Source organism: Streptomyces tuirus (assembly GCF_014701095.1).
GTDB classification, from domain to species: domain Bacteria; phylum Actinomycetota; class Actinomycetes; order Streptomycetales; family Streptomycetaceae; genus Streptomyces; species Streptomyces tuirus.
In genome coordinates this window covers 1,678,236-1,699,667 of sequence record NZ_AP023439.1, presented here as the reverse complement: position 1 = coordinate 1,699,667, position 21,432 = coordinate 1,678,236, and the positions used below count along the sequence as shown (strand labels likewise).

At 73.0% G+C, this 21,432-nt stretch carries 22 protein-coding genes and 1 pseudogene; 14 read left to right on the top strand and 9 right to left on the bottom strand.

From position 1 onward, the window contains the following. Positions 1-133: 133 nt before the first annotated feature. Complete coding sequence (locus tag IGS69_RS07915) at positions 134-682, bottom strand: RNA-binding S4 domain-containing protein (RefSeq protein ID WP_190904411.1); 549 nt, start codon at positions 680-682, stop codon at positions 134-136. A gap of 265 nt (positions 683-947) precedes the next feature. Between IGS69_RS07915 and IGS69_RS07910 the strand changes: the two genes are divergently transcribed. From IGS69_RS07910 to IGS69_RS07900, 3 genes are all read left to right on the top strand, one after another. Beyond that, positions 948-1,742: a helix-turn-helix domain-containing protein gene (locus IGS69_RS07910; protein WP_190897974.1), complete on the top strand. Its 795-nt coding sequence runs from the start codon at positions 948-950 to the stop codon at positions 1,740-1,742. An 8-nt stretch (positions 1,743-1,750) separates the two neighbouring features. Further along, a complete protein-coding gene (locus tag IGS69_RS07905; protein ID WP_190904410.1) occupies positions 1,751-3,058 on the top strand; it encodes an MFS transporter in 1,308 nt (435 codons plus the stop codon). Between the two features lie 85 nt (positions 3,059-3,143). Continuing rightward, a complete protein-coding gene (locus tag IGS69_RS07900) occupies positions 3,144-3,848 on the top strand; it encodes a uracil-DNA glycosylase (RefSeq protein WP_190897973.1) in 705 nt (234 codons plus the stop codon). 37 nt (positions 3,849-3,885) lie between these two features. Here the strand turns inward: IGS69_RS07900 and IGS69_RS07895 are convergent, their stop codons facing one another. After that, the gene (locus tag IGS69_RS07895) at positions 3,886-4,542 is read right to left on the bottom strand and encodes a GntR family transcriptional regulator (RefSeq protein ID WP_190897972.1); all 657 of its coding nucleotides are present in this window, start codon (positions 4,540-4,542) and stop codon (positions 3,886-3,888) included. A gap of 175 nt (positions 4,543-4,717) precedes the next feature. Between IGS69_RS07895 and IGS69_RS07890 the strand changes: the two genes are divergently transcribed. Together IGS69_RS07890 and IGS69_RS07885 are read left to right on the top strand one after the other, a co-directional pair. Next, a complete protein-coding gene (locus IGS69_RS07890) occupies positions 4,718-6,169 on the top strand; it encodes an NCS1 family nucleobase:cation symporter-1 (RefSeq protein ID WP_190897971.1) in 1,452 nt (483 codons plus the stop codon). A 5-nt stretch (positions 6,170-6,174) separates the two neighbouring features. Beyond that, positions 6,175-6,897, top strand: coding sequence for an aspartate/glutamate racemase family protein (locus tag IGS69_RS07885; RefSeq protein ID WP_190897969.1), 723 nt, complete (start codon positions 6,175-6,177; stop codon positions 6,895-6,897). 1 nt (position 6,898) lies between these two features. Here IGS69_RS07885 and IGS69_RS07880 read toward each other — a convergent pair whose 3' ends face one another. After that, positions 6,899-7,504 (bottom strand): gamma carbonic anhydrase family protein, encoded by a 606-nt coding sequence (locus tag IGS69_RS07880; protein WP_190897968.1) that lies wholly within the window; start codon positions 7,502-7,504, stop codon positions 6,899-6,901. Between the two features lie 9 nt (positions 7,505-7,513). Then, positions 7,514-7,957 carry a RidA family protein gene (locus IGS69_RS07875; protein ID WP_190897967.1) on the bottom strand — a complete coding sequence of 148 codons (444 nt, stop codon included), beginning with the start codon at positions 7,955-7,957 and terminating at the stop codon, positions 7,514-7,516. 152 nt (positions 7,958-8,109) lie between these two features. Between IGS69_RS07875 and IGS69_RS07870 the strand changes: the two genes are divergently transcribed. Together IGS69_RS07870 and IGS69_RS07865 are read left to right on the top strand one after the other, a co-directional pair. Continuing rightward, entirely contained in the window at positions 8,110-8,874 is a 765-nt protein-coding gene (locus tag IGS69_RS07870) for a nucleotidyltransferase domain-containing protein (protein WP_190897966.1), read from the top strand. Between the two features lie 294 nt (positions 8,875-9,168). Then, positions 9,169-11,061: an FUSC family protein gene (locus IGS69_RS07865; RefSeq protein ID WP_190897965.1), complete on the top strand. Its 1,893-nt coding sequence runs from the start codon at positions 9,169-9,171 to the stop codon at positions 11,059-11,061. A gap of 99 nt (positions 11,062-11,160) precedes the next feature. Here IGS69_RS07865 and IGS69_RS07860 read toward each other — a convergent pair whose 3' ends face one another. After that, positions 11,161-12,114, bottom strand: a complete 954-nt coding sequence (locus tag IGS69_RS07860) for an endonuclease/exonuclease/phosphatase family protein (RefSeq protein WP_190897963.1) — start codon at positions 12,112-12,114, stop codon at positions 11,161-11,163. A 134-nt stretch (positions 12,115-12,248) separates the two neighbouring features. Between IGS69_RS07860 and IGS69_RS34550 the strand changes: the two are divergent. From IGS69_RS34550 to IGS69_RS07850, 3 genes and pseudogenes are all read left to right on the top strand, one after another. Next, positions 12,249-12,557: pseudogene (locus tag IGS69_RS34550) on the top strand (amidohydrolase); the annotation flags it as partial. Between the two features lie 178 nt (positions 12,558-12,735). After that, positions 12,736-13,437 (top strand): DUF899 domain-containing protein, encoded by a 702-nt coding sequence (locus IGS69_RS07855; protein WP_190897962.1) that lies wholly within the window; start codon positions 12,736-12,738, stop codon positions 13,435-13,437. Between the two features lie 143 nt (positions 13,438-13,580). Beyond that, complete coding sequence (locus IGS69_RS07850) at positions 13,581-13,763, top strand: hypothetical protein (RefSeq protein WP_010039591.1); 183 nt, start codon at positions 13,581-13,583, stop codon at positions 13,761-13,763. A gap of 9 nt (positions 13,764-13,772) precedes the next feature. On the opposite strand, the gene IGS69_RS07845 is transcribed toward IGS69_RS07850, so the two are convergent. From IGS69_RS07845 to IGS69_RS07835, 3 genes are all read right to left on the bottom strand, one after another. Beyond that, on the bottom strand, positions 13,773-15,761 hold the full coding sequence (locus IGS69_RS07845) for an ABC transporter ATP-binding protein (protein WP_190897961.1): 1,989 nt from the start codon (positions 15,759-15,761) through the stop codon (positions 13,773-13,775). A gap of 222 nt (positions 15,762-15,983) precedes the next feature. Further along, complete coding sequence (locus tag IGS69_RS07840) at positions 15,984-16,418, bottom strand: hypothetical protein (RefSeq protein WP_190897960.1); 435 nt, start codon at positions 16,416-16,418, stop codon at positions 15,984-15,986. Further along, positions 16,415-17,212 carry an ATP-binding protein gene (locus tag IGS69_RS07835; protein WP_385861858.1) on the bottom strand — a complete coding sequence of 266 codons (798 nt, stop codon included), beginning with the start codon at positions 17,210-17,212 and terminating at the stop codon, positions 16,415-16,417. Before IGS69_RS07835 ends, IGS69_RS07840 begins: the two co-directional genes overlap by 4 nt. Positions 17,213-17,426: 214 nt before the next feature. Between IGS69_RS07835 and IGS69_RS07830 the strand changes: the two genes are divergently transcribed. The 3 genes from IGS69_RS07830 (at position 17,427) to IGS69_RS07820 (ending at position 19,432) form a co-directional block, all read left to right on the top strand. Beyond that, positions 17,427-18,287: a helix-turn-helix domain-containing protein gene (locus IGS69_RS07830; RefSeq protein ID WP_190897958.1), complete on the top strand. Its 861-nt coding sequence runs from the start codon at positions 17,427-17,429 to the stop codon at positions 18,285-18,287. Continuing rightward, complete coding sequence (locus IGS69_RS07825) at positions 18,288-18,542, top strand: DUF397 domain-containing protein (RefSeq protein WP_190897957.1); 255 nt, start codon at positions 18,288-18,290, stop codon at positions 18,540-18,542. It begins immediately after the preceding gene. 77 nt (positions 18,543-18,619) lie between these two features. After that, positions 18,620-19,432 carry an SAM-dependent methyltransferase gene (locus IGS69_RS07820; protein WP_190897955.1) on the top strand — a complete coding sequence of 271 codons (813 nt, stop codon included), beginning with the start codon at positions 18,620-18,622 and terminating at the stop codon, positions 19,430-19,432. Between the two features lie 35 nt (positions 19,433-19,467). On the opposite strand, the gene pdxR is transcribed toward IGS69_RS07820, so the two are convergent. Continuing rightward, a complete protein-coding gene (pdxR, locus tag IGS69_RS07815) occupies positions 19,468-20,880 on the bottom strand; it encodes a MocR-like pyridoxine biosynthesis transcription factor PdxR (RefSeq protein WP_190897953.1) in 1,413 nt (470 codons plus the stop codon). Between the two features lie 47 nt (positions 20,881-20,927). Here pdxR and IGS69_RS07810 point away from each other — a divergent pair, with 47 nt between their 5' ends. Then, the gene (locus tag IGS69_RS07810) at positions 20,928-21,413 is read left to right on the top strand and encodes a carboxymuconolactone decarboxylase family protein (protein ID WP_190897951.1); all 486 of its coding nucleotides are present in this window, start codon (positions 20,928-20,930) and stop codon (positions 21,411-21,413) included. Positions 21,414-21,432: the final 19 nt, after the last annotated feature.

Below are 21,432 nucleotides of genomic sequence, written 5' to 3'. Positions count from 1 at the left end.
GGGCCCCGGTCCCCGGACGCCGGTGCGCGGATCGAGGGCGGGACCTCGGTCCCCGGACGCCGGTGCGCGGATCGAGGGCGGGACCCCGGTCCCCGGACGCCGGTCCGCGGGTGATGTGGGTTCCTCGGCCTGCTCAGGGCCTCGGTTTGCCCGGGGCGTTGCCGAAGCCCTTGCCGGGAACGGGGCCGGGGCCGGACACGCTGCCCGGCCCGGTCACTCCGCGCAGGCGCTCCATCTCGCGGCGGTCGCGCTTCGTCGGACGGCCGGCGCCGCGGTCGCGGACGCCGGCGGGGGCGACGGCCTCGCGGGGCGGGGGCGGCGGGGAGTTGTCGATGTAGCACTGGGTGGCCACGGGAGGCCCGACCCGCTTGCGGATCAGCCGTGTGACGACGACGACCCGCTCCCGGCCCTCGTGCCGCAGACGCACCTCGTCACCGACGCGGACGCCGTGTGCGGGCTTCACGCGCTCGCCGTTGACGCGCACGTGGCCGCCCCGGCAGGCGGTGGCGCCCATGGAGCGGGTCTTGACGAGGCGCACGGACCAGATCCAGCTGTCGACGCGCACGCTCGAGGCGCCCTGCGGGCCCGCGGCCTCGGCGGCGGCGATCGCGGCGGCGACCTTCGGATCCACGGGCTTCGGATCCGGGGATTTCGGATCCACGGATGTCGGATCCGAGGACATCGCGTCGCCGTTCCCGGAGCCGCCCGTGGCCTCGGGGGACTGGGGTGCCGCGTCCGGGGACTCGAGTGCCGACTTGTCGGTCCCGCCTGTGGTCCCGTCCGTGGTCCCGTCCGTCCCCTCGTACTGCGCACCTTGAGAAGCCATGTCCCGACCTTAGTCCTCCGAGTCGCCCTGCCGGGCGGAGTATCGGCCTCTCGGCCAACTCTGCCAAAATAGTTTTGCAAAAACTCTTTTGCTAATAGGCCGGGCGGCCTACTCTCCCGGCATGGACAGCGACGAGCACAAGCGCGTACTCGATCCCGAGCACGACACCGCCGCCCTGAAGGCCCTCACCCACCCCCTGCGCATCCAGTTGCTCGGGCTGCTGCGGCAGGACGGGCCCGCCACGGCGAGTGAGCTGGCCGCACGGATGGGGGAGTCGTCGGCGTCGGCGAGCTACCACCTGCGGGTGCTGGCGAAATACGCGTTCATCGCCGAGGCCGAGCACCGCGACGGGAGGGAGCGGCGTTGGCGGGCGCTGCACACCGTCACGTCCTGGAGCAACGAGACGATGGAGTCCACCGCGGCGGGCCGGGCCTTCGTCGGCCTGTCGCGGCGACGGCAGATCGAGCACCTGGAGAGGTCCCTGGCCCGGTACGAGGCGGACATGGCCGCCGGGCGGCTCGGCGAGGAGTGGGTGGAGCCGTCGGGCATCACCGACCTCATGCCCCGGCTGACGGCCGAGTCGCTCACCGAGCTCTTCGACACGGTCGCCGCGAAGCTGGAGGAGCTGACCGCCCGGGACGCGGATGACCCACGCGCCGAAAACGTCGTGCTCCTCACCGCGGGGTTGCCGGTCGCGCCGCACGAACCTGCCGGCCTCGCCCCCGACGCCCCCGCACCCGACGACCCCGCACCCCACGATCCTGCCCCGGAAGCCCCGGAAGCCCCGGAAGCCCCGGAAGCCCCGGAAGCCCCGGAAGCCCCGGAAGCCCCGGAAGCCCCGGAAGCCCCGGAAGCCCCGGAAGCCCCGGAAGCCCCGGAAGCCCCTGCCGTCGATCCCGGGGATCTCAAGCCGTGACGCGGCTCATGGCCGGGTCGCCCGGGGAGCAAGAGCGGGTCGCTCGGCGTCGGTACGTCACCCTCTGCGCGCTCCTCTGGCTGCCGCCGGGCCTGGGCATGGCCACGATGGTCCTGCTGTTCAGCGAGCGCGGCATGTCCCTCGCCGCGATCGCCGGGCTGTTCGCCGCGCACTCGCTGACCGTGGCCGCGCTGGAGTTGCCCACAGGAGGGCTCTCGGACGTCCTCGGCCGCCGGCCGGTCCTGGCCGCGGCCGGTGGGCTCAACGTGGTCGCCTTCCTGTTGATCGGCGTCGGCACCACCGCCTGGCTGCTCACGGCGGGCGTGATCCTCATGGGCGCGGCCCGTGCCCTGGCCAGTGGTACCGCCGAGGCCTGGTACGTCGACACCGTCCAGGCGTGCTCCGGCCCGAACGCCGAGCTGCGCACGGGCCTGGCCCGGGGCGGCACCGCGTCGTCCGCCGCGCTCGCGGCCGGCATTCTGCTCGGCGGCGCCCTGCCGTGGCTGCTCGGTCTGGGACCCGGCCTCGGTGCCCGGCTGAGCGAGGCGACCTCCGGGGCGGTGCTGCCCTTGTCCGTCCCGCTGCTGCTGGGAGCCGCGCTGCGGATCGTCTTCGTCGCCTATGTGCTGGCCGCTCTGCGGGAGCCCCCGCGACCGCCGGCGACCCTGCGTTCCGTGCTGCGCGGCGTCCCCGTCACGGTGCTCGACGGACTCCGGCTGGGCGGCCGGGACACGGTGGTGCGCCGGGTCCTCCTCGGCGCCGCGGCGGCCGGCAGCGCCCTGGCCGCGATCGAACTGCTCGTGCCGGGCCGCACCGCCGCACTGACCGGCGCGACCGGCTCCGGAGCGATGGTCTACGCCGCCCTGTCCTGTGCGGGCTTCGTCTGCTCAGGCGTCGGCAGCCACCTCGCGCCGCTCACCGCCCGGGTGGCGGGCAGCGGTGAACGGGCCGTGCTGGTCAGTCTCGCGGCCGGTGCGGGCGGCCTGCTGCTGCTCGGGGTCACCGCGTCCTCCGTGCACCCGGCGGCCACGGCCCTCGCGGTCGTCGGCTTCGGCCTGCTCTACCTCGGTCTTGGCGCGGCGGCCCCGAACGAGAACGACCTGCTGCACCGCAGGGTCGCCGGCGCGGGCCGCGCCACCGCCCTGTCCGTCCAGTCCCTCGCCCAGCAACTGGTCGGCGCACTCACGGGCCTGGCCGTCGGGGCGCTGAACCCGGGCCCCCTGCCCTGGCTGCTGACGAGTGCCGTACTGCTGTCCGGGGCCCTGCTCTGGCGGTCCCGCAGCGATGAGCGGGCGGTGCGGGTCACCGGCGTCTGAGCCCAAGGGAGGGGCGGGACCGGACCACTCCCGTGGATCTCGCCCCCGTGGCGACGGTGACGTCACCTGCGCCTACGGTGGAATGATGGACGCCAGCGGTCTTCCCCTCCTCGACCGGCGCATCACGGACTGCCGGGCCTGCCCGCGGCTGGTCTCCTGGCGCGAGGAGACGGCCCGTGCCAAGCGAGCGGCCTTCGCGGACTGGACGTACTGGGCACGGCCGGTCCCCGGTTTCGGGCCCGCGGATGCCCGCCTCCTGATCGTCGGGCTCGCCCCCGCCGCCCACGGGGGCAATCGCACCGGCCGGATGTTCACCGGTGACCGCTCGGGGGACGTCCTCTACGAGGCGCTGTACGACGTGGGCCTCGCATCCCAGCCGACCGCCGAGCACGCCCATGACGGCCTGGAGCTGTACGGCGTGCGCGTCACCGCGCCCGTGCACTGCGCTCCGCCCGCCAACAAACCCACCCCCGAGGAGCGGGACACCTGCCGTCCCTGGCTCGTGCAGGAACTGCGGCTGCTGCGCCCGACCCTGCGGGCGGTGATCGTGCTCGGCGCCTTCGGGTGGAAGGCCGCGCTGCCCGCGTTCGCCGAGGCCGGCTGGCCCGTGCCCCGGCCGCGCCCCGCCTTCGCGCACGGCGCCCACGTCCGCCTCGACGGCCTGGAGCTCTACGGCTGCTACCACGTCAGCCAGCGCAACACCTTCACCGGCCGGCTCACGCCCACCATGCTGCGTGACGTCCTGCGGACGGCCGGGCAGGCGGCGGGCCTGGCCACCGGAAGCGGCTAGGTGTGCTGTCCGGGGAGGTCGGAGACAGGCGACACGCCTAGGGCGCCGCATCCTCGCCGAACAGGTGGCGGACCGTGGAGCGGTAGTTGGTCCGCACGTGGGTCAGCGCGTGCGCGCGGGCCCGGTCCGGGTCGCCCGAGGCGATCGCCTCGTACAGCTCGCGGTGCTCCACGAGGAGCTGGGGCCACTCCTCGTTGCGCCGGGTCATCCAGCGCAGCCGCCCGGCGACCGGTTCCAGGGCCTCGGTCAGCAAGCTGTTGCCGGCCATCGCCATGATGCGGTCGTGCAGCCGGCTGTTGACGTCGGTGATCGCCTCGGCGTCCCCGGCCTCGGTGGCGGCGGCGGCCCGGTCGACGAGCTCCTCGACCTCGGCGAGATCCTCCGGCGTCGCGCGGGACGCGGCGAGTCCGGCGGCGTAGACCTCCAGGGCTTCTCGCAGTTCGAACAGTTCCTTGACGTCGGTCGGGGTGAGGCGGCGTACTACCGTGCGGCGGGGTGTCTCGAAATGGACGAAACCCTCTGCCACGAGGGCCCGGATCGCCTCCCGGACCGGCACGCGTGACACACCGAAACGCTCCGCCAGTTCGCGTTCGACCAGGCGGTCCCCAGGGCGGAGGCTGCCCGCGATGATCTCCTGGCGCAGATCGGCCGTGACGCGTTCGCGTACCGCTCCGAGGGGTTCGATCTTCGTCATGCAGCCCATCTTCGTCGACGCGAGGTGTCTTTTACGGAGCGTTAACGAGAGCGACATCGGTCAGAACGGTTGACGAGGGGACCATGACCGCAGTTTGGTATACCAAACACCTCGCAGGGCTGCCGCCGCAGTCCTGTAGAGCAGTCCTCCGTCGTCCCCTTGCTCTGGAGGCCCCGTGTCCCTCGCCGACCGTGCCGCGTCCACCGGCACCCCAGCGTTCGTCCCCGATCCCAGGCTCACCAACGAAGACCTCGCGCCCGCCAAGAAGCGCAACTGGAAGGTCTTCGACCTGTTCGCCATGTGGATGTCCGACGTCCACAACCTCGGCAACTACACGTTCGCCGCCGGACTGCTCTTCCTCGGCATGAACGTCTGGCAGATCTTCACGTCCCTGCTCGTCGGATTCGTGATCATCTACATCGGCATGAACTGGATGGGGAAGATCGGCCAGCGCCACGGCGTGCCCTTCCCGGTGGTCAGCCGGATCGCCTTCGGCATCTGGGGGGCCAACATCCCGGCGCTGATCAGGGCCGTGATCGCCATCATGTGGTACGGCATCCAGACCTACCTCGCCTCCGTCGCCGTCAACGTGATGCTGCTGGCCGCCTGGCCCGGCCTGGAGTCGTGGACGCACACCTCGTTCCTGGGCCTGGACGCGCTCGGCTGGGTCTCCTTCATCGCCCTGTGGCTGGTCCAGGCGGCGATCATCAGCCGGGGCATGGAATCGGTCCGCAAGTTCCAGGACTTCTGCGGCCCGGCGATCTGGCTCGTGATGATCGCGCTGGCCGGGTGGATCCTCTACAAGGCCGACTGGACGATCTCGCTGACCTCCACCCCGCACCCGGTCTCCATCGGCGAGCAGTGGCGCCAGTGGTTCGGCGCGATCGGCCTGGTCCTCGCCACGTACGGCACCCTGATGCTCAACTTCTGCGACTTCTCCCGCTTCGCCCCCGACTACAAGTCGGTCAGGCGCGGAAACTTCTGGGGCCTTCCCATCAACTCCACGGCCTTCGCGATCGTCTCCGTCATCGTCACCGCGGGCGCGTTCGAGGTCTTCGGCAAGGAGATCACCGACCCCGCCTACCTGGTCGCCGAGATCGGCAACACCTGGGTGCTGGTGGTGGGCGCGCTGACCTTCGCCATCGCCACCATGGGCGTCAACATCGTCGCCAACTTCGTCTCGCCGGCGTACGACCTCGCCAACGTCTGGCCGCAGAAGATCACCTTCAAGATCGGCGGCATGATCAGCACCGTCGCGGCGCTGCTCGTCACCCCCTGGAACCTCTTCTCCAACCCGACCGTCGTCAACTACTTCCTCGGCGGCCTCGGTGCCTTCCTCGGCCCCCTGTTCGGCGTGATCATGGTCGACTACTACTGGGTCAAGCGCGGCCGCGTGAACGTGGACGAACTGTTCGACGCCTCTCCCGGCGCCCGCTACCACTACCGCAAGGGCTTCAACCCCAAGGCGCTGTGGGCGTTCCTGCCGGCGGCCGGTGTCGCGGCGGTGCTCGCGCTGGTGAAGACCTTCAGCGACGTCGCCCCGTACTCCTGGTTCATCGGCACGGCGCTCGCCGCCGGCCTGTACGCGGCCCTGTGCCGTCCCGAGCGCGCCACCGCGGAGGTCTGAGAGACGTGCGGATCGTCGTCACCAACTGCAACACCACGCAGGAGATGACCGAGGAGATCGTACGAGGCGCCCGGGCCGCCGCAGGCCCGGGCACCACCGTCACCGGACTGACTCCGGCCTGGGGGCCGGCGTCCGCGGAGGGCTGGCTCGACAGCTACCTGTCCGCCGCGGCCGTCCTGGACACGCTGCGGACCTACGACGGGCCGCCGTACGACGCCGTGGTCATGGCCGGATTCGGGGAGCACGGGAGGGAGGGCGTACGGGAACTGGTCGACGCGCCGGTCGTCGACATCACCGAGGCCGCCGCGCATCTGGCCTGCCTGCTGGGCCGCCGCTACGGAGTGGTGACCACGCTGGAGCGCTCGCGCGGCCAGATCGAGGACAGCCTGGAGACGGCGGGCGTGGCCCGGAACTGCGCCGCGATCGTCGGCACGGGCCTGAACGTGCTCGACCTCGGCGACGAGGAACGGACCGAGACGGCGTTCCTGGCCGCCGCCGAACGCGCCCGCGCCGCCGGTGCTGAGGTCCTAGTGCTGGGCTGCGCAGGCATGACCGGCCTGCAACGGGTCGTCGGGGAGAAGCTGGGCCTGCCGGTCGTCGACGGGGTGGCCGCGGCGGTCAAACTGGCCGAGTCGCTGGTGGCGTTGGGGCTGAGAACGAGCCGGGTGGGGAGCTATGCCGAGCCGCTCCCCAAACGACGGGTGTGGGCCAGGCCCGAACGGCGGTAGCTCAGGCCGGGCCGTCGAGGGTGACGTCGTCGTGATGGGCCCCGTAGAGCTGTGTCTGCCGGGCCATCACCTCCCGCATCGGCGTGCCGCGCGGGATGCCGTACACCGTCCCCGGGAAGTCCAGTGCCTCCTGGATCTGCCAGAGTTCGTCATGCTCCCCGGGGGCGAAGAGCCGGGCCCGGGGAGCGCCCGCCGCGATCCAGCCGATGGGCAGGACGGTGCCGGGCGTCAGCACGGAGTTGACGTGCAGCACGCTGTGGATGCGCAGCTCCGAGCCGGCGCCCGCCACGGCGCCCGGGAAGACGCAGGCGCCGGTGGCCACGAAGACCTCGTCCTCCAGGGTCGCCCCGTTGACATGGGCGTGCGGGCCGACGAGCACCGCGTCCCCGATCACCGCCGGGTGCGCGGACCGCCCCCGCACCAGCGCGTTCTCCATGACGACGACGTCCGACCCGACCCGGACCTCCCCGTCCTCCGCCGTGAGCACGGCGCCGTGCAGCACGCGGCTGCGTTCACCGAGGACGACGGCCCCGCACAGGACGGCCGTAGGGGCGACGTACGCGGACTCGGGGACGACGGGACGCCGCCCGCGGTGCTCGATCAGCATGGACTCTCCTCAGACGGGCGACCCCTCGGCGGAAGACTCCTCGGCGGAGGACCCCTCGGGTACGACGGCTGTCGCCGTAATCTCCACCAGCTGTCCCGTGTACCCGAGACACGCCACGCCGATCAGCGTCGACGAGTGCGGACCCGTACTCAGACCGGACGCCTCCACCACACTCCAGACGGCGGACAGCGCGGCGGGCTCGTCGCTCACGACGTACACCTCGGTCGCCACGACGTGGGCCAGACCGCTTCCCACGGCCCTGAGCTGTTCCTCCAGGTTGGCGATCACCTGCTCGGCCTGCCGGACCGGATCCCCGGGGCCGACCAGCTCGCCACCGGCGTCCAGCGGCACCGACCCGGCGAGGAAGGCCAGCCTGGTACCGGCTTCGACGACGGACGCGTGCGCGTAGGTAGGCGGCGGGAAGAGGCTCGGGACGGTGACGCGGCGGATCACGTGAGGTCTCCGATCTGCGGGCGGCGACAGGGCAACCCACCGATCATGCGAGGCCCGGCGCGCGGACGCATCCGTATTTCGTTTCACGGCGGTCGAGCCGTCCCCTTACGCTGCCCGGGCCCTCACCGTCCGTTCCGCCCGGGAGCCGCACCGTGCCCGCCTTCCTCGACGCCGTCGCAGACCGCCTCGCCCTGCTCCCCGCCGTCGAGGCCGTCACCCTCGGCGGCTCCCGGGCCCAGGGCACCGAACGGCCCGACAGCGACTGGGACCTGGCGGTCTACTACCGGGGTGGTTTCGACCCGGCCGATCTGCGCGCGGTCGGCTGGGAGGGCGAGGTCTGCGAGATCGGCGCGTGGGGCGGCGGCGTCTTCAACGGAGGGGCCTGGCTGACGATCGAGGGCCGCCGCGTGGACGTCCACTACCGCGATCTGGACGTGGTCGAGCACGAGCTGGCCGAAGCGGAGGCGGGCCGCTTCCGCGTCGAGCTCCTCATGTTCCACCTGGCGGGCATCCCGACCTACCTGCTGGTCGCCGAACTCACGATCAACAAGGTGCTGCGGGGCGAACTGCCGCGCCCGGACGGCTATCCGCCGGCCCTGCGCGAGAGCGCCCCGGCGCACTGGCACGGCATCGCCGCGGCCACCCTCGCCTACGCCAAGGCGGGCCACGCCCCGAAGAACGCCGTCACCCAGGTCGCCGGGGCGATCGCCCTGGCCGCGACTCAGACCGCGCACGCGGTGCTGGCGGCGCGCGGGGAGTGGGTCACCAACGACAAGGGGCTGGTGGCGCGGGCGGGATTGGCGGACGTGGACACGGTGGTACGCGACCTGACGGACGGTCCGGCCGCGCTCGCCCGGGCCGTCACCGACGTGGAGACGCTCCTCACGCGGGCCGTGGCAGCCGTCACCGCCGGGTGAACCGGACGTGGGCCGGCCGGACGGTGTCCGGACGGATGGCGACGCCGTCGACGGTGAGCTGTCCGCGCGGCCGAGTTCTCGATCGCCCCGGTTCCTGATAGCGCGCATCCCGGTTTCTGACTGCGCGCAGCCCGGTTCCTGATTGCGTACATAAAGAACGCCGGTCCGGGGCCGTTCGACACGTTCCGGAAACCTGTGCTCCAGGAACCCCGCCTACCGTGGACAGCCACACCCCGCCCCGGCCACCGTCGCCCGAAGGCTCACCTCTGCCCTCGTCGAGACGACAGGAGCCACGTGTCCCGCCGTATCGCCCCCCGCCTTCCGCCCTGGCTCGCGCACGCCCTGCACGCCCAGCGGGGGCCGGTGCCCTGGAGCGCGGTGACGCGGGGAGCCCTGTCCGCCGGGCCCCTGCTGCTCGTGGCCGTACAGACCGGACTCACCACCCTCGGCGTCGTCGCCGCAGTCGCCGCCATGCTCGCCGGGATCAACGACCGGCCCGGCAGCCGGCGCGTCTCCGTCAAGCGGATCGGAGTGCCCGCCCTGGGCGGTGCGGCGGGGCTCGTGGCCGGGACGTACACCGGGCAGAGCACCGGAGCGGTCGTGCTCACCTTGGTGCTCACAGCCGTCGGGCTCGTCGCCGGTGGGATGAGCGCCGTCGGGCCCGTCGCCTCCGCCGTCGGCACGCAGTTGCTCGTCGGCGCGGCGATCGGCGCCGGGATGCCCCTGCCGGAACCGGGGTGGCAGCGGGCGCTCGCCTTTCTCGCCGGGGCGGGCTGGCTGCTCGTCCTGCGGCTCGCGCTGCCCACGCCCGGTTCCCTCGCCGGTGACTTCCGGTTCGATGGGGAGCGGGATGCCGTGGCCGGCGTGTACGAGGCCGTCGCCGAGCTGCTCGACGCCGTCGGCGGGCCGCAGGCCATCCGCCGCCGGGCCGCGCTGACCGCCGCCCTCGACCACGCCCAGGACGCCCTCGCCGGACCCCGGCTGCGCAGGTACGCCTCCTCCTCCACCGAGCGGCGGCTGCACGCGCAGTACGCCGCGGTCCTGCCCCTCGCCGAGGCGGCCACCGCCCTCGCCTGGGCCGAGGAGGCCGTCCCCGGGCGGGCCTCCGAGGGGCCCCGGCGGCTCGCCGCGGCCGTACGGGGCAACACCCACACCGGGCCGCTGCCCGCGCCGTCCCGTTCGGCACCGGCCCTGCGCGCCCTCGACGACGCCCTGCTGCACGCCGCCGAGGTGTTCGACCAGGGCCGGAGCCGGGATCTGCACACCCGGCGGCGGGGCGCCGGGGACCGGTTGCGCGCCGCCTTCGGCACCGCCGGACGCGAGTACGGGCTCCGCGTCGCCCTCTGCTTCGGCGCCAGCTCGGCGGTCGCCCAGGCCCTGCACCAGAGCCAGTGGTACGGGCAGCACCGGCACTGGTACTGGCTGCCCGCCACCGCCGTGTTCCTGGTCAAGCCCGACCTCGGGCCGCTCGTCTCGCGCGTGCTCAACCGGGCCGCCGGGACCGTCCTCGGAGCGCTGCTCTTCGCCGGGCTCGCCGCCGTCCTGCCCCACCCGGAAGGCCTCGTCGCGCTCGTCGCCCTCAGCGGGGCGCTCATACCCGTCGCGACCCGGCACTTCGCCGCCCAGACCGCCGTCGTCACCGTCCTGGTCCTCGCGCTCCTCATGGTCGGCGGCGAGCCCCAGGCCTCCTTCGGGCGGATCGGCGAGACGCTGCTGGCCTGCGCGATCGTGCTGATCACCGGGCACCTGCCGATGCCCGGAGGGCGGGGCGGCACAGTGCGCGCCCGGCTCGCGGCGGCGAGCGACGCGGCGTACGCCTATCTCACGCACGTGCTCGACGAGGCCGACGCCCCGCGCATCGGGAACTCCGGCACCCCTTCCGGCCACCGCGCCACCCGCTGGACCCTGCGCCGCGAGGCCTACCGCGCCCTGGCCGAGGCCCGCTCGGCCATCTCCCTCGCCGCGCACGAACTGCCCGCCCTCGCCCGGCACGCCGAGGGCGCGGACGAGGTGGCCGGCCTCCTCGAACGCCTCGTCGACACGACGACCGCCTGCGCCGTACACCTCGACGACACCGGCCGGATCGGGCCCCGCCACGAGGAACGCCTCACGCTCGTCCTCGCCGAACTCGCCGGACGAGGGGAACGGGTGGGGCTGCGACCGCCCCGGACACCCCTCGCCGGCTAGCCCTCCGGCGGCGCAGCCGGACCGTCGCCCGCGCGGTCGCGACCGATCCGGCGAGGCCACCGGGGGTCGGCGAGGACGCCGCGCCCGGCCCTGCGCTCCTCAGCCGTCGACCCGCACCCACACCGGAGCGTGGTCCGAGCCGGGTTCGCCCCGGCGCTCCGAGGGGTCCGGGCCGACCGACGGCAGGCTGGGCGGGCCCTCGCCGGGCAGGCCCGTGCCCGCCTGCGTCGCCCGGTGCACCAGGCGGTGGCTCAGCAGCACATGGTCGATCAGCTCCCGCCGCCCGGAGTTCACCCGGGACCAGCGCTGTCCGGGCGGGATGAGCGGGGCCACGTCCCACAGCCGCGTCGCATCGCCCCCGTCGGGGCGGTCGTAGCCCGGGGTGCCGATCTCCGAGCCGGGCGGGCCGAGCAGGATCTGCGTGGTCGCCGCCTGCACCTCGTCGTTCAGGTCGCCCAGGACCGCGACGTCCCGCGCCCGCCCGTCACCGGCCAGCAGCCCCTCCGCGAGTGCGCGCAGCGCCGTCGCCTCGGCCGCCCGGCGGTACAGGGCGTAGGCGCCGTAGCGGGCCCGTTCGCCCTCGTCGCGCGGCTGGAACCGGCCCTCCGGGTACGACAGCAGCTTCGACTTCAGATGACAGACCGCCACCAGCAGCGGCCCGCCCCCGCCCTCCACCTCCACGGCCAGGACGCCCCGCCCCGCCTGTCCCGCCGTCAGCCCCGAATCGTCCGCCTGGACCGGACGCAGCTCCGCCGGGAACGCCCGCGTGTCGGCCACCACCGTCATGGCCGTACGGCTCAGGAACCCGACCCGTATGCCCCGGCTGTCCGCATGCTCCGACAGGGCGACGTGCCAGTCGTCGTCGAGCATCCCGGCCAGGTCCTTCAGGGCCTCCGGGTCGCCCACCTCCTGCACGCCGAGCAGGGTCGGATCGAGTTCGGTGACCGCGGCGGCGAGCGCGGCGAGTTTCGCCTCGTACCCGGCCTCGTCGGGCGGGCCGTACGGGCCTCCGGGCCGGTAGAGGTTCTCCAGGTTCCAGGTGCCGAGGAGCATGCCGGGCTCCTTTCAGAAGCCGACAGTCGGGGTGGTGAGGCCAGGGTGCGCGCCCGGCCCGCCCCGCGACAGAGCCGTGACGGGACGTGCGGTTCGGCTCATGCCGCCCTACGACGCCGTCGTACGTCGGCGCGATGACGCCTTCTGCCGCGGACAGTCCCGTCGACCTCATCATCAGCGCATGTACCGTCCTCGTGCACGACGATCAAGAGCGGATCGGGTTCGCGGAGGACGCGGCGATCGTCGTACGGGGCGGGACCGTCGAGGCCGTCACGACTACCGCGCAAGCCGCCGACCTGACCGCCGCCGAGCGGATCGACGCCCGCGGCCGGGTCGCCCTCCCCGGCCTGATCAACTGTCACACCCACGCGCCGATGGTCGCCCTGCGCGGCCTCGCCGAGGACCTGCCCACCGCGGAGTGGTGCAACGACGTCGTCCGGCCACGGCACCGGCACAGGGAGCGCGCCGGCAGCATCGCGCTAGGCCGGCGCATTCGCGGTACGACACCTGACGGCCGCCGCGTCCGCATCGACGAGATTCCGGAAATTCTTCCGGGCAGCGATGAGTTCCGCTTCTCCCGGCGGTCACCACCCCCGACGGACCGTTGTCACAGGAGGGCCCATGTCGCTTCCGGAGATCGTCTCGCGCGGCGAGTGGCGCGCGGCGCGCGCGGAACTGCTGCTCAAGGAGAAGGCCGCCACCCGCGCGCGGGACGCGCTCAACGCCGAGCGGCGCGGGCTGCCCATGGTGGAGGTCGAGGAGGAGTACGTCTTCGAGGGCGGGGACGGCAAGGCCACCCTGCTCGAGTTGTTCGACGGCCGGCGCCAGCTCGTCGTCTACCACTTCATGTTCGCGCCCGAGTGGGACGCGGGCTGCCGCAGCTGCTCCGCATTCCTGGACCAAGTGGGGCATCTCGCCCATCTCCACGCTCGCGGTACGTCGTTCGCCGCCGTGTCCCGCGCGCCCTACCCGAAGATCCTGCCGTTCAAGGCGCGGATGGGCTGGACGCTTCCCTGGTACTCGTCGTGCGGCAGCGGCTTCAACCGCGACTTCGACGTGACCCTGGCGCGGGAGGGCGAGCTGGTCGAGCGGCCCGGCCTCAGCTGCTTCCTGCGGGAGCGTGACCGGGTCTTCCACACGTACACGACGTACGAGCGCGGCCTCGACGGCCTGGGCTCGACGACCAGCCTGCTGGACCTCACCGCACTCGGCCGGCAGGAGGAGTGGGAGGAGCCCAAGGGGCGCGCGTCGGCCTATGGGGCGCCTGCGGGAAGTGAGCGCATCCGGTATCACGACGAGTACGACGACTGGTACGGAAAGTGAACACATCCGCCAATAGGCTGAGAGGCTGGTCACACTTGGCGGTGAACGCGTGTCAACTACGTCTCAGAACCGTCACTTCGCGGGCCGTTCACCCCATGGTTGGCGTTTAACTCTACGAGTACAGCGCTACATGGAGGTGCAGGGTGAACGGGCGAACGGTGCTCGAGCGCTTTCCCGCCGGTGGGCCGCGTGGCTCCTGGCCTGCGGAGGAGTTCGCGCAGGCGCGGCGAAGCGAAGGCCTGCCCGCCGAGGTCGTCATGGACCTCGCCACGGACATGTTCCTGGTGATCGTGCGCAGCGGGGACGTCGCCGACGCCACCGCCTGAGGTGTGCCGTCAGCCCGCCTTCGGCGCCGGCACCTTCCGGACCGGCGCGGGTGACGGGGCGAACTGCTCCGCCTGGAGCGCGTACAGCTCGGCGTAGAGCCCACCGGTGGCCAGCAGCTCGTCCGGCGTGCCGGACTCCACGAGCCGGCCCTGGTCCAGGACGTGCACCAGATCCGCGTGCCGCACGGACGCCAGCCGGTGGGTGATCAGCACGACCGTCTGGCCGCTGTCGGCCAGGGCGCGGATCCGCTCGAAGACCTCCAGCTCGGCCCGGGCGTCCAGGGCCGCCGTCGGCTCGTCCACGATCAGGATGCGGCCCCTGCGGTAGGCCGCCCTGGCGATGCCGAGCCGCTGCCACTGGCCGCCCGACAGCTCGTGCCCGCCGCTGAAGTTGCGGGCGAGCAGCGTGTCCAGCCCGCGCGGCAGGTCCGCGATGACCGCCTCCGCCCCCGCCTCGGCGACCGACGCGGCCAGCCGGTCCTCGCACAGGGGCACCGAGGGACGGCCCAGGGCGACGTTCACCCGGGCTGTGAACGGCCACCGCTTGAAGTCCTGCGCCACCATCGCGATCCGCTCGGCCAGCCGGTGCCGGTCGGCGGTCGCCGCGTCGACGTCGTCCCACAGGATCCGTCCCCGCTCCGGCTTGTAGAGCCCGGCGAGGAGCTTGACCAGGGTGGTCTTGCCGGAGCCGTTCTCGCCGACCAGCGCGATGATGCGGCCGAGCGGCAGGTTCAGCGTCACGTCGTCGAGGGCGGGCCGGGCCGAGTCGCCCGGGTAGCGGAACGTGACGTTCTCGAAGCGGATCTCGCGCGGGTCCTCCGGCAGCGGCGCGCCTCCAACCGGGATCGCCCACTGGTCGGCCTCGGTGTACAGCCGTTGCAGATCGCCGACGAAGAGTGCCTCCTCGTGCAGCGCGTTGACCTCCACCACGAGCGTGTCGAGGCTCTGTGACCCGGTCCGGATCGCGATCACGGCCGTACCCGCCACCGACAGGGCCATCGCGCCCGCCAGCAGCAGCCCGCCCAGCGTCGCGTACGTCGCCACCGTCGCCAGGCCCGTCCACGCCGCCGCGATCAGGCCCGTGCGGGCGGCGAGCCCGGCCAGGCGGGCCTGCTCGGCCTCGGCCGTCTCGGACATCGCGCGGAAGTGCCGCAGCAGGAAGGAGCCCACCCCGTGCACCCGGATCTCGGGGGCCGCCTCGGGCTCGATCAGCAGGGTGCCGAGCAGCCGGCCCGCGCGGGCGTGCTGGACCCAGGCGTGGAAGGACTCGTAGCGCCGCCGGGCGACGGTCAGCGCGCTCCAGGCGCTCGGCAGGGTCATCGTGACCAGCAGCGGCAGCAGGGCGGGGTGCAGCACGGTCAGTACGCCCGCCGCCGCGACCAGGGAGATCATCGCGTTGATCACGCGCGTGCCGTAGGAGATCATCCGGCGCGCGGACGCGGCACCGTACTGCGCGGTGTCGAGCAGCTTGTGGAAGGCGTGGTCCTCGATCGCGGCCAGCTCCACGGCCGCGGCCCGCTCCAGGTACCGCTCGGTCGCCACCCGCTCCACCTTGGGCTCCAGCCGGCCGGTGGCGTAGGTGCTCGCGGCCCGCAGGAGGGCGGCGAGGAACATCACGGCGGCCACCGTGACCAGGGCGGGCACGGTTCCGCGCAGCCGGTCGTCGATCGGGCCGCCGCCCATCAGCCCGGCCAGCACGCTGTTGACGGCGAGCAGGGCCACCGCCTGCGCCACGCCCCGGCCCGCCTCGGCTGCCAGCACGATCCGCGCGGCGGCCCGGTCGGCCTGCCGGGCGAGCTCCAGGCTGGACGCGAGCAGGGACGGCAGCCGGGTGATCATGGCGCGGAAGTTCAGCTCCAGGAACGCGTCGGCGTGCTGGTTCCAGCCCATGTCGTAGCGCAGCGGCCCGCCGAAGAGCAGCCGCTCCGACTCGGACACCTCCGGCGCGGTCCGCTTTTTCCCCACCGTCGACCGACCTCCTCGTCCGGATCCGCACATGAACGAACGGCCACTATCGCGGGGCGGACGTCCGCCGGGGCAGGGCGCGGGCCGGGGTGCCGGATGCGCGCGGGCGCACGACCTGACCGGGGGAGGTGCGGGGCGGCGCGGGGGTGTGGGGTGGTGCGGGAGTGGAGGGCCGCGCCGGGGTCCTCCGTGAGGGACTCGTGCACAGGCCGGTTCCGTGGGAAGGCGATGGCGTGAGCGGGGGGCGTGTGCCGCCTACGCGCTGACCGGGCGTGACCAGGACGGGGCTGTTCCCGTCACGCGGCACAGTGCCAGGTAGAGGGGGATCGGCGGGGTGTACGGAAGCGTGCCGTCAGGGCGGTGGATCAGCTCGGGGAACTCCGGCAGGTCCGGGACGACCGCGCCGGTGACGTACCGCGCCGGGGCGGGCCATTCCAGGGCGTGGTCGGAATCGGCCGGCACCAGCCACCACCAGTGCGTGTCGTCGGCGTAGACGCAGCCCACGCGGGGCAGCCGCGGCATGACCAGCGGGCCGACGCGGGCGGGGACGGCGACCGCGTCGCAGCCGAGCGGGGCGGTCATGCCGTCGGGCACGGGCAGCCGCAGGGCGGGGCCGGGCGTACGCAGTCCGCGCCGGACGCGCACCAGCGTGTCCAGGTGCAGTACACGCGCACCCCGCACCGGGCTCATGCGTGCCTCCGCTCTCGGCGGTGCCCCTGCGGGGGAACCGCCGGGGCGCCGTGCAGGTGGCGCGCCTGATGGGTTTCGTTCTCGTCGTCCGGGTCGTCGGACGGACCCCGCTTGGGGCGGGCGCCCCAGCCCAGATCGCCCCGGGGCCCGGCCGAACCGTGCGCGGTGCCGGGGGAGTCGGAGGCGTGCGCGGTGCCGGGCAAGTCCGCGGCGTCCGCGGTGCCGGGGGAGTCGGAGGCGTCCGCGGTGTCGAAAGAGTCGGTGGCGTCCGCCGTGTCCGTCGTGCGTGGCAGCTCGGCCCAGACCAGCAGCCCGGGGCCGTTCTCATGGGCACCCCAGGAATGACAGAGGGCGTCGACGAGGAGCAGTCCCCTCCCGTGCTCCTCCTCGGGCCGTGTCCGGCTGGCGGCGTGGGGCTGGCCGGGGGCGCAGCCCTCGTCGCGCACGGCTATCCGCACCAGGTCGTCGCCGTCGAGCAGCTCGCACACTATGTGGGTGCTCGCCGTGTGCACGATGGCGTTGGTGACCAGCTCGGAAACCACCAGGGCCGCGCTGTCGCACGTGTCCTCGCACACCGACCAGCCGGTCAGCCGAGCCCGCGTCAGGCGTCTGGCCTGGGCGGGAGAACCCGGATGTGCGGCCAGCTCGAAACGGAACCGGCGCTCGGCAGCGGCCCCCAGGGGGGCCTCTCCCGGAGCGGCGCCAAGCCCGGGAGGGCTTGCGGCGGCGTCTGTTCCTAAGGGCGCGGACGGAATCACGCTTGCCACTATCGCCCCGCCGTGAACACTTGGCAAGTGTCACTCTGAAAAATGCAGAGTGCTGTATGACGGTCTGGAAGGCCATGGCACACTGCTCGCAACAGCACCCCCCGCGGCGCCAGTTGAGATCGTCGAAGAGTAGTTCGAAACGTTGTTCGGATCGGTTCTTCGAAAGGTCTTCGAATGGCGCCGCCGGGCTGTCAGCGTTCTTTTCCGGCCGGCTCGTCAGAACTCTTCGTGGAGGTGGAGCGTGAGTGAACCGCGGTCCGCGCCGACGGTCGGTCAGGTCGTGCTCGGCCGACGCCTGCTGGACCTGAGGGAACACGCGGGGATGAGGCGCGAGGAGGCCGCCCGCATCCTGCGCGTCGCCCCCGCCACGGTCCGCCGTATGGAGATGGCCGAGGTCGCGCTCAAAATCCCCTATCTGCAACTGCTCCTCAAGGCCTACGGCATCTCCGACGAGGAAGCCGAAGCCTTCGTCCGGCTGGCCGAGGACGCCAACAGGCCCGGCTGGTGGCAGCGTTTCCACGACATCCTGCCCGGCTGGTTCTCGATGTACGTGAGCCTCGAGGGCGCGGCCAGTGTCATCCGCAGCTACGAGCCCCATTTCGTCCCCGGGTTGCTGCAGACCGAGGACTACGCGCGCGGAGTGCTCCGGTCGGGCGCCATCGGCCAGACCCGGCCCGAGGACATCGAGCGCCATGTCGCCCTGCGCATGCGGCGCCAGGACCTGCTCACCCGTGAGGACGCGCCCCGGCTCTGGGTCGTGATGGACGAGACCGCGCTGCGGCGCCCGGCCGGTGGCCCGGAGGTGATGCGCGCCCAGATCGACAAACTGCTCGACGCCACGAAGCTGCCCAACGTGACGCTGCAGATCGCCCCGTTCGCCCGCGGGCCGCACCCGGGCACGTACGGGCCGTTCGTGCTGTTCCGATTCGCCATGCCCGAACTGCCGGACATGGTCTACAGCGAGTACCTGACCGGCGCGGTCTATCTCGACGCGCGCACCGAGGTGGCGACCCACCTCGAGGTCATGGACCGCATGGCGGCGCAGGCCGCTACGGCACATCGCACGAAGGAGATCCTCCGGGATTTCCGCAAGGAGCTGTGAATGGATCGCATCAAGCCGCGCAAACACGTCTACAACGGCATGCCCGCGCGTGACTTGGGCAGCGAAGGCTGGCACAAGCCGTGGAGCGGTGGAAACGGAGGCAACTGCCTGGAGGCGATGAAACTCGCCGACGGCCGGATCGCCCTGCGGCAGTCCACCGACCCGGACGGGCCGGCGCTGATCTACACCACCGACGAGATGACCGCCTTCATAGAAGGAGCAAAGGCGGGGCAGGCGGACTTCCTGCTCTCCTGACGCGGTTGCCGTCTTGTTGTTCGACTCCATTGATTCGGTGCTGAATTGACCACCCTCTGTGCCTTACGGAGAGCCTCATGACCGGGCAGGACCCCATGTCGGCCGTGCAGATCGACACGACCCGACCCCATCCCGCGCGGATGTACGACTGGTACCTCGGCGGAAAGGACAACTACCCGGTCGACGAGGAGATGGGCCGGCAGATGCTCACCCTCGACCCCCGGGTGCCGGTGATGGCGCGGGTCAACCGCGCGTTCATGCACCGGGCCACGCGCTGGCTGGCCCGCAGCGGCGTACGGCAGTTCCTGGACATCGGCACGGGCATCCCGACCGAGCCCAACCTCCACCAGATCGCCCAGGAGGCCGCGCCCGGCGCCCGGGTCGTCTACTGCGACAACGACCCCATCGTCCTGGCGCACGCGGCGGCGCTGCTGCGCGGCACGGACGAGGGCGCGACCGAATACCTCCAGGCCGACGTGCGCGACCCGGACGCCATCCTGGAGGGCGCGAGGAAGGTCCTGGACTTCAACCGGCCCGTCGCGCTGTCGCTCATCGCGCTGCTGCACTTCGTCTCCGACGAGGACGGCGCCCACGACCTGGTCCGCCGGCTGCTCGCCGAACTGCCCTCCGGCAGCTACCTGGTGATGACCCACGCCACCGCCGACTTCACCCCGGAGGAGTCGAAGGCGGCCACCGAGAAGATGCGTGCCGCGGGTGTCACCCTGGCCCTGCGCTCCCGTGAGGAGTTCAGCCGCTTCTTCGACGGCCTCGACCTCGTCGAGCCCGGCGTCGAGGTGCCGCACCACTGGCATCCCGAGCTGGGCGAGCCCGTGCCCGGCCAGGACGACGGGGTGATCCCGGGCTACGGGGCGGTCGGGCGCAAGGGCTAGGGGTTCGAGGTCTTCCACGTCCCGTCTCGGGCCGGTCACGGCGGCGGCAGTGCACCGCACAGCGCCTCCAGGGCCGGCCCGTAGGCGTGCTCGGAGGGGGTCGCGTACCCGACCACGAGCCCGTCGTCCGCCGGCATGTCCGTCTCCGGGTGCCGGAACGCGGCGAGGCCGTCGAGGGCGACGCCCTGCCAGGCGGCGGCCTTGACCGCGGACGCCTCGGTGCCGGGCGGCAGCCGCAGCACCGCGTGCAGCCCGGCCGCCACGCCGGTCACCTCGATGTGCGGCGCGCGCTCGGCCAGTGCCGCGACGAGCCGGTCCCGGCGGCCGCGGTACCGCTGCCGCATCCGGCGTACGTGCCGGTCGTACGATCCCGAGACGATGAAGTCCGCCAGGCTCAGCTGGTCGAGGACGCTCGCCCACGCCTCGCGCTCGCCCTTGGCGGCCAGCACGGCGTCGACGTACCGCTCGGGGAGCACCATCCAGCCCAGCCGCACCGCCGGTGACAGGCTCTTGCTGACCGAGCCGATGTGGATCACGCGCTCGGGGTCGAGCCCCTGGACGGCGCCGACCGGCTTGCGGTCGTAGCGGAACTCCCCGTCGTAGTCGTCCTCCAGGACCAGCCCGTCCCGCGTGCCCGCCCAGTCGATCAGGGCGGCCCGGCGCCCGGGGTGCAGCGGCCCACCGGTCGGGAACTGGTGCGCCGGCGTGAGCAGCACCGCCCGCTCGCGCCCCAACCGGTCGACCCGCGCCCCGTGTTCGTCGAGGGGGAGCGGCACGGTCCGCACACCGGCGGCGGCCAGGACCGCCCGGTGGAACCCGAGCCCGTACGCCTCCACCGCCAGCGGACCGCGCAGGACGCCGCCTCCGAACAGCAGCCGCAGCGCGTGCGCGAAACCGGAGCAGATCACGATCCGGTCCGGCGCGGTCCGCACGCCACGCGCGCGTGCCAGGTACTCCGTGAGTGCCTCCCGCAGTTCCCGCCGGCCGGCCGGGTCGCCCGGCCCGAACACCTCGTTGGGCGCCTGTTGCAGGGCCCGCCGGTAGGAGGCCAGCCAGGCGGTGCGCGGGAACGCCGAGACGTCCGGCGTGCCCTGCTTCAGGTCGTGCCGGGGGCCACGCGCGCGTGGAGGCGCCTTCTTGGGTACGCGGGCGGCGGGCCGCAGCGGCTCGGCCCGCTCCGCGACCCTGGTCCCCGAGCCCTGCCGGGCCGTGAGCCAGCCCTCGGCGACCAGCTCCGCGTACGCGTCCGCCACCGTGTTGCGGGCGACGCCGAGGTCCGCCGCGAGCGAGCGGTACGGCGGCAGCCGTGTGCCCGGGGCGAGCCGGCCGCTGCGCACGGCCTCGCGCAGGGCCCGGGTCAGCGCCGCCCGCCCGCCGCCCGGCCCGGCCGGCTCCAGATGCAGGTCGAACCCGACCCGCTCCGCCGAATTGACCCAGGAATCAGCCATGGAAGTGCACCTTACAGTGGGTCTTTCCGGCTCCTAGATTGATGGGCATGACGACGAACACGAGCCCGGACAGCACCCAAGTGGCGGCGAACCGGCTGGACTTCGGCAGGTCCGCCCCGAAAGCCTTCCGGGCCCTCATCGCCTTCGACGCCGCCGCCCGCGAGGGCCTCGACCCGGCCCTGGTCGAGCTGATCCAGATCCGCTCCTCGCACCTCAACCACTGCGCCTACTGCCTCCACATGCACACCGGCGACGCCCGCAAGGCCGGCGAGAGCGAGGACCGGCTGCACATGGTCGCGGTGTGGCGCGAGGCCCGCCACTTCTTCACCGAGCGGGAGCAGGCGGCCCTCGCCCTCACCGACGCCATGACCCTCGCCGCCGACGCCGGCGTCTCCGACGACGTCTACGCGTGGGCCGCCGCGCAGTTCGACGAGCGGGAACTGGCCCAGGTCATCGCCCTGATCTGCACGATCAACACATGGAACCGGGTGGCGCTGTCGACGGGGAAGGTGGCGGGGACGGACGAGCGGTGACGTCCGGGGGAGCCCGGCC